This window comes from Methylobacterium litchii, from assembly GCF_038442315.1.
GTDB lineage: Bacteria > Pseudomonadota > Alphaproteobacteria > Rhizobiales > Beijerinckiaceae > Methylobacterium > Methylobacterium litchii.
In genome coordinates this window covers 1-8,170 of the sequence record NZ_JBBXMY010000037.1, presented here as the reverse complement: position 1 = coordinate 8,170, position 8,170 = coordinate 1, and the positions used below count along the sequence as shown (strand labels likewise).

At 62.9% G+C, this 8,170-nt stretch carries 6 protein-coding genes and 3 pseudogenes; 3 read left to right on the top strand and 6 right to left on the bottom strand.

Features of this window, described 5'->3' with window-relative positions:
* Positions 1 to 41 precede the first annotated feature (41 nt).
* The 5 genes and pseudogenes from AAHF99_RS26915 to AAHF99_RS26895 all read right to left on the bottom strand — a co-directional run.
* A pseudogene (locus AAHF99_RS26915) lies at positions 42 to 386 on the bottom strand (transposase); the annotation flags it as partial.
* A 113-nt stretch (positions 387 to 499) separates the two neighbouring features.
* On the bottom strand, positions 500 to 1,060 hold the full coding sequence (locus tag AAHF99_RS26910; RefSeq protein WP_342167396.1) for a hypothetical protein: 561 nt from the start codon (positions 1,058 to 1,060) through the stop codon (positions 500 to 502).
* Between the two features lie 166 nt (positions 1,061 to 1,226).
* Positions 1,227 to 2,111 (bottom strand): glycoside hydrolase family 16 protein, encoded by an 885-nt coding sequence (locus tag AAHF99_RS26905; protein ID WP_342167395.1) that lies wholly within the window; start codon positions 2,109 to 2,111, stop codon positions 1,227 to 1,229.
* 106 nt (positions 2,112 to 2,217) lie between these two features.
* Complete coding sequence (locus tag AAHF99_RS26900; protein ID WP_342167394.1) at positions 2,218 to 3,054, bottom strand: glycoside hydrolase family 16 protein; 837 nt, start codon at positions 3,052 to 3,054, stop codon at positions 2,218 to 2,220.
* Positions 3,051 to 4,178 (bottom strand): glycosyltransferase family 4 protein, encoded by a 1,128-nt coding sequence (locus AAHF99_RS26895; protein ID WP_342167393.1) that lies wholly within the window; start codon positions 4,176 to 4,178, stop codon positions 3,051 to 3,053. Before AAHF99_RS26895 ends, AAHF99_RS26900 begins: the two co-directional genes overlap by 4 nt.
* A gap of 430 nt (positions 4,179 to 4,608) precedes the next feature.
* Between AAHF99_RS26895 and AAHF99_RS26890 the strand changes: the two genes are divergently transcribed.
* From AAHF99_RS26890 to AAHF99_RS26880, 3 genes and pseudogenes are all read left to right on the top strand, one after another.
* Positions 4,609 to 6,195: an oligosaccharide flippase family protein gene (locus tag AAHF99_RS26890; RefSeq protein WP_342167392.1), complete on the top strand. Its 1,587-nt coding sequence runs from the start codon at positions 4,609 to 4,611 to the stop codon at positions 6,193 to 6,195.
* A gap of 98 nt (positions 6,196 to 6,293) precedes the next feature.
* Positions 6,294 to 6,932, top strand: coding sequence for a class I SAM-dependent methyltransferase (locus AAHF99_RS26885; protein WP_342167391.1), 639 nt, complete (start codon positions 6,294 to 6,296; stop codon positions 6,930 to 6,932).
* A gap of 610 nt (positions 6,933 to 7,542) precedes the next feature.
* Positions 7,543 to 8,077, top strand: a pseudogene (locus AAHF99_RS26880) (transposase family protein); the annotation flags it as partial.
* On the opposite strand, the pseudogene AAHF99_RS26875 reads toward AAHF99_RS26880, so the two are convergent.
* Positions 8,045 to 8,170: pseudogene (locus tag AAHF99_RS26875) on the bottom strand (IS630 family transposase); the annotation flags it as partial. The pseudogenes AAHF99_RS26880 and AAHF99_RS26875 sit on opposite strands and share 33 nt — an antisense overlap.

Here is an 8,170-nt window from a genome sequence, read left to right as displayed (position 1 = left end):
GTATTGGCATGCGCCCGCGCCAGCAGCCCGCGCAGCCACTATCCGAGCCGCGTATCACCCTGCCGGAGCGTCGGCATCGCGGCCCGAGCGCCCTGGATGAGTGTCTTGCGCAGGTACTTGCTGCCCCACTTGGTGATGCCGACGAGCCGGGGCTTCCCGCCCGTCGTCACCTGCCGCGGTACGAGGCCGAGTCAGGCTGCCAGGTCGCGCCCGCGGGCGAAGGTCGCCACGTCGCCGATGGCCGCAACAAGCGCGGTCGCGTTGAGGGCGCCGATGCCCGGGATGGTCGTCAGCCGACGCGCGTTCTCTTGAGTGCGCGCCTGTTCGGCGAACTCGGCATCCAGCACGGTGATACGCCGGTCAAGGCCCTGCCACCGCTCGTGCACCTTTTGAGCCGTGCCCCGACTCGCACGTCTCACCCCCAGCGTGAATCCTCCGTCCGCGTCACTGCGCTGTAGTCAGTTGAGCAGGTCACCATAACAGATCTGATTAGCACAATTCAATTGAGCGAGGTGTGAGTGGGTGGCAGGCTGCTGGGCAGCGCGGACGGTAATTTTTTTAGAGTCAACTGGCTCGCGACCTCCGCTTCATTGCTCTTGGCGGCCGGAGGGGCGGCGCCTGGCGCAACAATCACGCCATGTCCCGTTCCCCCCTGATTCGGTATCTGCTGCACGTTTATTGCCTGGCTGCGCCGTGAGGAAAGTTTCAACTGCAGATGTTCAAGCATGTCTTTTGCAACCTGCAGCTTGTATTGTTCGCTCTCGGCCTTGGCGAGACGAAGCTTTTCGGCTTCTGCCTCCCTGATCTGTGCTTCCTGCGACAGATACCGCAGCTCCAACGAGGCCAATGTCAGCTTCGAGGATGCGTGACCCAAAATATCGCTTGTTTTGATCGTCGGCGCCGAGCAATAAAGATAAAACGCGTTCGCAGAAAATAAAAATATCATTCCGAACGGCAGGATGTCGAAATTCCTATGAAGAATTAGCCAGACAATAAAGATCGCAAGCGCTGCGAGCGCTGAGCAGTACATTAATATTTTTCGGAGAGCCGCCATCTTCAAACCGCACATCTCGAAGAGACTGCGCTTAGAGGATTCATTTGAGGCCAGATTGTGGTGATTAGGAACTTGCTAACTGCAACCGAAAAACGGGTCTTGGCGAAGATGTGCTTTAGACTACCGATATCGGAGGAGCGCTAGTCGCCCCGGTCGCCCTGCAGCGCGAATCCTACTCCTTGCACTCGGCATCGCGCTTCGCCTCGTCTGGCGCGAAGGCGTAGACGTAATCGACGAGCAGGTTCGAGGGATTGGGCGTCTGGTCGATGGGCCATCCCGATCCCAGCGCGAGGTTGACCAGCAGCATCATCGGCTTGGTATGCTCCGGCGGCGTCGGCATCCGCCCGACCTCCTGGCGGTCGAGGTAGAAGACGATCCACTCCTTCGTCACCTCGGCCCCGTAGGTGTGGAACGCCTCGTTCAGCGAGCCGGAGGGCACCTTGGTGATCAGCTGATCGGTGCGATGCTTCTTGGGCTCCTGCTTGTCCCAGACATGCCAGACCGAGTGGAAGGCGTCCGGCGCCCGGCCGTAATATTCGATGATGTCGATCTCGACGGATGGCGTTTTGTCGTCCTTCGCCGCGTTCGCGGCGAGCCAGAAGGCCGGCCAGACGCCGGGACCCGGCGGCAGCTTCATCCTGGCTTCGAAATACCCGTATTGCAGGCTGAAACCCGCCGTGGTCGGATCGGCGGACGACAGCAGACCGGACGTCCACTTCCCATCCGGGTGCTTCTGCGCCCGGATCGTCAGGATGCCGTCCTTGACGATGAACGGCATGTTCTTCTCTGGATCGGCGTAGATGTCGATCGGATCGATGAACTTGGCGTCGCCGAAATCCCCGTTCCAGGGGGTATGCGCCGACCAGCGGGTCCGGTCGTTGTTGGATCTCGACACGCTCAAGGTGTCGAAATCGTCCGCGAAGACCTTCTTGTAGCGGCACAGCGCCAGCCGCTGTCCTGGCGCCTGGGACTGCCCCATCCCGGCCACCAACGCCACGAGGCCGAGGGACAGGACGGCGACGGCGCCGAGATGACCCTTTCGGATGCGGGCACCCATGGACACCACCGTGTTCTTTCGCGCCTCGGACGTCCGACGCCTTCACGGGACATAGGCGGCGGGGACCGCCTGTCCAGGCAAGGGGAGACGCCCCTCCCGGCCGCCCCTACTTGGCCGGCGCGGGACAATCGGCGGACTGCCCGCTGGGATTCGGGGCGTAGACCCGGACGTAATCGACGACGAGCACCGAGGGGTTGGGCGTCTTGTCGATGGGGAAGCCCGGGCCCAACGCGAGATTCACGAGCGGATACAGCGGCTTGGTGAGTTCCGGCGGCGTCGGCTTCTGCCAGACGGCCTTGCGGTCGAGGTAATAGGTGATCGTCTCGGGGGTCACCCGCACGCCGTATGTGTGGAAGCTGTCGAGGAGCGAGCCCGCCGGCACGGGCACCCGCTCCACCGTATGGGTCGACCGCTTCTGCTCCTCGCCCTTGTACCAGACGTGCAAGGCGGCCGAGTAGGTGTTGTCCCGGTGGCCGTAATACTCGATCACGTCGATCTCGACGTTCGGGGTCTTGTCGGTATTCGGCCGTTGGGTCACGAGCCAGAAGGCGGGCCATAGGCCGGGGCCCGGTGGCAGGCTCATCCGGGCCTCGAAATACCCATAGCGCAGGCCGAAGCCGGCCCCCGTGCCGTCGGACGCCGCCAGCAGGCCGGAGCGCCATTTCCCCCCCTCGTCCTTGCGGGCGGTGATGTGAAGCATGCCGTCCTTGATGCTGAACGGGCCGGCGGGGGCGTTGTCGGTGAAGCGGGCGTCGCCGAAATCACCGTTCCAGGGCGTGTGCGAGATCCAGCGGGCCCCGTTCAGCACCTTCGGGGCGACGCTGAGGTCGTTGAACGCCTCATCGAAGACCGGCTTGTAGGCGCAGAGGTCGATGACCTCCGCGGCGGCGACGGGCTGCGGCAGGGCCACCGCGGCGAGGAGGGCGAGCTGTGCGAGCTTCATCGGTCGAGCATCTCGTGGCTGATCTCCACATGGCGGCGGATGAACGATTCGGCCCCAAGGTCCGTCTCCCGCAGGTGGGCCTGGGCCCGCACCGCGCGGAGGCATGCCGCCTCGGGATCCGCCGCGATCTCCGCCAGCGCCGCCCGCAAGGCGGCCGGGTCGCCAGGAGGGACGTAGCGCACCGCGTCCGAACCGAAATAGTCCTTGAGGCCGCCGGTGTCCGTCGCCACCACCGGAACGCCGGCCAGGACGGCCTCCTGGATCACGGTGATGCCGCTGGCATGGCGGTTGGGCTTGAGCGGCACGCAGACGACGCTCGCCTGCGCGAGATGTCCGCTGAGTTCCCCGTTACTGCGCGCCCCGGCGATCCGCAGGTTGGGGCGCCCCTGCGACAGGCGGCGCGGCGCCGTGCCGGACAGGATGAGCGCCTCGGCATCCGGCAGGCCGTCGAGCGCTTCGGCGAGGCAGGCCCAATCCCGGTGGCGGTCGCTGCCGGGGGCCAGGATGCGTAGCGGGCGGGCGGGCCGCAGGACCGGCGCGATCATCGTCTCGGCGGGGATGCCGAAGGGCACGCGGAGCACCCGCTTCTCCGGGAACAGCGCCCGGGCGACGGCGAGGTTGTCCGAGGAATGCACGGTCAGCACGTCCACCGTGCGGATCAGCCGCCGGTACAGCAGCCGGTGGAGCGGGTTGAGGCGTGCCCAGCGGTCGAACAGCCACACGCTCTGCCCGAGGATCCGGGGACGGTGCGGGCTGAAGGCCAGGACCGCCGCCACCGCGAGAAACTGCGATTCGGTATGCGTCCAGATCACATCCGCCGCGCGCAGGGCTTGGCGCTGGCGGAACGCATGCAGCAGATCGAAGCCGGTCACGACGCGTAGGCCCAGCCGCAGAAGCTTGCCAAGGAGGCTCTCCGCGGCCGTGCGGGAATAGGAAACCCGGCAGCCCATATGCTCGGCCCGGCCGTAGCCATAGGGCGTCTCGTCGTTGACGCCGACCAGGGCGCCGGAGCGCCACGCCTTGCGCCACGCAGTGACGTCCTTGTCGGCCGCGAGATGAACGAACACGCTCAAGTGCGCCACAGGGCCGCCGTCCAACGCGTTCGGCTTCGAGGACTGGTTCATGGCTGGAGCCGGCGAATAGACCGGGGCAGGCGGACCTAGGAGGATCGATGCGTCAAAATCGCATCCACCCAGCGCTCGACGCATTCCCCTCTGCGGAGTTCGCTTTTAAGCATCGGCCATTTGCCATTTATACGCAAGACATTGCATCGCGATGATTGCGCAGATACGCATTGCAACCCTTAAAAACTTTTCCGCATCGAAAATTGAGTTTACGAACGCGGTTCGCTTGCAAGAAAATGTGGCAGTGCGATAGATCCGTGCGGCTACCGGCAGCGTTGAGAATCTGGCACGTCGCAGATCGCATGATCTCTGATAGAGACATGCAGGCGGACGTGACGGGCGGTCACGGCGGCGCCTCGGACGCGCCCAGCCGCTGCGGCGCGTCCAGCAGCATTCTGGTAGGCAGGCCCGCGGAGGAAGACGATACGTCATGCGAGATGGGCACGACGACGACCGCCGCGACCGCAGGGCGGGCGATTCCGCCGACATTCCAGCTAGTGATTCTGGCCCTGAACTTCCGCCGGATTCGGCGACGCGCACCGGGGCGGTAGGCGTTCAGATCGGACTCAAGGTCGGGGCAAAGCCGGAGGGTGAGACGCGCCGGCTCGCCGCCAACATCCTCGCCGGCGGCGGCGTGAACGTCATCAAGATCGCGCTTCAACTCGTGATGCTGCCGCTCATGGCGAATCTGCTGGGTCCGTCGGAGTTCGGCGTCTATGCCCTGGCACTGCCGACCGTCGTCTTCTTCATGACCCTCGCCGATGGCGGCCTGGGCGCGTCGCTGGCCCGCGAAAGTACAGATTCAGAGGAAGTTTGGTCCACGGCCTTCTGGCTCGTGCTGGCTGTCGGGATCGGGCTTGGGGGGATCCTCACCGTATGGGGGCTCGTGCTGGCCCAGTTGTCCCATCAACCGCGGGTTGCCGGCGTGATGGCGGTGCTCGCGATCAGCCCGATCTTCGTCACCTCAAGCGTGCTGCCCGTGGCCCGCCTGACGCGAGACCGCAATCTCGTCGCGATCTCGAAGGCCGACCTTGCCGGTAACCTTGTGGGCGCCGCAGTAGGTGTTGGTTTAGCCTTAGCCGGCGCGGGGGCGATGAGCCTCGCCGCGCAATACGTCGTCATCTTCTTTGTCCGAACCTGCATCCTCAATCTCGTGGCATTCAGGTGCCCGTGCTTTGTCTTCAAGCCGTCCGTACTGAAGTCGCATATCTCAACGGGCAGCTCGCTGGTGTGCCAGCGCCTCGCAGACTTTTCGGGCCGCCTCGTCGAAAATCTTTTGTTTAGCCGCCTGTTCGGGGCGGCCGCCCTCGGCACATATACGTTTGCCAACCAAGTGCCCCGCTTCGTCTGCGAAGCAGCGTCCGGCCCCGTCTGGGGAGCGCTCTATGCCCATGCCTTGCGCGAGGACGACCAGCAAATCGGACAATTGCACGCCAAGCTTGTGCATCTTCTCGCCCTACTCCTGGCTCCAGTGGCGTTCCTCGCCTCTGCGACCGTTCCCGGTTTGGTTAATCTCGTCCTTGGACCGGCCTGGACGAACGCTGCGACCATCCTGAGCATCCTCATCCCATTCTACGCCCTGAACGCGATTACCGCGCAATGCAGCGCCATTTTGCTTGCCAGGGGATCGGGCTGGACGAATTTTTGGCTGTCGGTCGTCCAGGTCTGCGCGAGGATCGCCGCCATTCCGCTGGGCTTATGGTTCGGGTCTGTCGGTATCGCCTGGGGCATCGCCGCGGCGCTGTTCCTCGGTAGCATGCTCGCCACCCTCGCGCTAAAGCGCATCCGCATCTCGTCGATCACTGCCCTCATCAAGAACATGATTGCGCCAACCGCAGCCGGCATCCTTGCCGGGCTCGCGTGCAATTGGGTGGTTCAGTGGGCGCCCGGCGATGTCCTCCGCATAGCGCTCGCGCTGATCGCCGGGGGCGTCACCTACCTTGTAGCCCTCTTCATCCTCGAGGGGCGCCGTCTTAAGGAAGACCTTGTGGGAATGAGGCGATTGCTGCATCAATAAAACTTGGACAGCATTGGTCCGCCGGTTAGATTTGAACCAACTTTTCCTTGGATACTCAGCACGCCGTCCCTCACAGAGACGGATAGGAGATCAATCGAATGCCCATCGCCGCTATCCTCGATGCCATCTGGCGGAGGCCCGCGTTGTGGGAAAAGCTGCGCGGATTCGTCCGGCGAACCGGCTATGACACGACCGACTGGGTCCGCTCGGCAATGTATCGCGATGCATTCGCGTTCATCCAATCTCTTCAGCCCGAGAAACTGGATGTGCTGGAAATTTCCGGTGGAAACCAGTGGATGCGGAACCTGGAATTTAAATCTTACCTCAACACTGAATATCCGGGTTTCGACATCTGCGCCGAAACCCTTCCTCAGCAGTTCGATCTGATCATTGCTGACCAGATCTTCGAGCATCTGCCCTGGCCCTATCGGGCGGGTCGCAACGTCCACGCGATGCTGAAGCCCGGCGGGCATTTCGTCATCGCGACACCGTTCCTCGTGCGTATCCACCGCGTCCCGATCGACTGTTCGCGCTGGACCCCAGACGGCCTCAGCTATCTCCTTCAGGAATGTGGGTTTGCGGCCGAAGACATTCATGCCAAATCCTGGGGTAACCGTGCCTGCGTCACCGGCAATTTTAGAAAGTGGCGCAAGCGCGGCTTCTTCGGCTCGCTGAAGAACGAGCCCGATTTCCCGGTCATGGTGTGGGCCTTCGCCCGCAAGGCTAAAGGCAGCTAACTACGTCGACCAAACGAAAAGCCGATTTGGGGCGGCCCGGACTTAAAGTCCGCCCCAAATTACGGACTGGGCGATCAAGCCGAGGCTTTAGTTTTCCTAACGATTTGATTGATATCGACCGGCTCATTATTGATCCGCCTATTCAAATTGTGACTTAGGATAATCAGAAATATATTCAAAAGCTGCGGGGACTGATTGTTTCTTCTATATTTAAGAGAAATCGACGAATATAGATAAATCAGATCTCTGTTGTCAATCAATCGGCCGGATCGGGTCAGTCCAGCATAGGCCACGGTCCCGGTAAAGGGTCGAACGAGAAGTACTTCGAGTTCCTCGAGGACGACTTAATAGGTTCTCCCACCTGAAAATCCTTGTGCCGCTTTGTTCTCTCCGACGGGACGCACGTAGCACACGCTGACATCATCGAGTACCGCGTAGGCCGATCGGGAGACGGGTTTAGGCAACACCAAAGCCGATCAATACCCGTTCCATAGCCCAGATGTTTGATCCCGGGGTTTGATGGTGCAGTCTTCACGCCTGCGTAGAGGGACCTGCCATGGGTTAGGTTCTTCACGAAAGTGCCACCACGACGGAGGCAGTCCGTCGCGGGATCCAGCATAGACAAGCGAGCCTAATGGCGCTGGACAAGCGCTACGGCATCAACCCGAAGACCGTGGCGAAGTGGAAGACACGCACGTCCACTCTCGATCAGCGGACTGGGCCGAAGGAGCCGCATTCGACCATGCTGTCGGTTGACGAGGAGGCGATCGTGGTCGCCTTCCGCCGGCACACGCTGCTGCCGCTCGACGATTGCCTCTACGCGCTTCAGGCGATGATCCCGCACCTGACGCCCTCATCAGTGCACCGCTGCCTGCAACGCCACGGCATCAGTCGCCTGCCCGACATGAACAGGAGACAAGCCGAGGCGGTCGCGCTTCAAGGCCTACCCGCCCGGCTACTTCCACATCGACATTCCCGAAGTGCACACCGAGGAGGGGAGGCTCTACCTGTTCGTGGCCATCGACCGTACGACCAAGTTCGCCTTCGTCGGGTTGGACAAATGCGCCACGCGCCGGCTGGCTAATGACTTCCTGCGCCACCTGGTTGCGGCCGTCCCAGATCCGCTGCACGGCGCGCAACGAGATCCCGACAGCGTGGGCCATGGCCCGGCCGGTCCAGTGCGTGACCTCGCCCGGCGGCTCCGAGCAGGTCAGCGCCAGCACCTCGGCGACCGTCTC

Bases quoted from the DNA above. Each gene is read 5' to 3' on its own strand.
- AAHF99_RS26900 (WP_342167394.1), bottom strand. From the start codon at position 3,054: ATGAAGCTCGCACAGCTCGCCCTCCTCGCCGCGGTGGCCCTGCCGCAG.
- AAHF99_RS26885 (WP_342167391.1), top strand. From the start codon at position 6,294: ATGCCCATCGCCGCTATCCTCGATGCCATCTGGCGGAGGCCCGCGTTG.
- AAHF99_RS26890 (WP_342167392.1), top strand. From the start codon at position 4,609: ATGCGAGATGGGCACGACGACGACCGCCGCGACCGCAGGGCGGGCGAT.
- AAHF99_RS26895 (WP_342167393.1), bottom strand. From the start codon at position 4,178: ATGAACCAGTCCTCGAAGCCGAACGCGTTGGACGGCGGCCCTGTGGCG.
- AAHF99_RS26905 (WP_342167395.1), bottom strand. From the start codon at position 2,111: ATGGGTGCCCGCATCCGAAAGGGTCATCTCGGCGCCGTCGCCGTCCTG.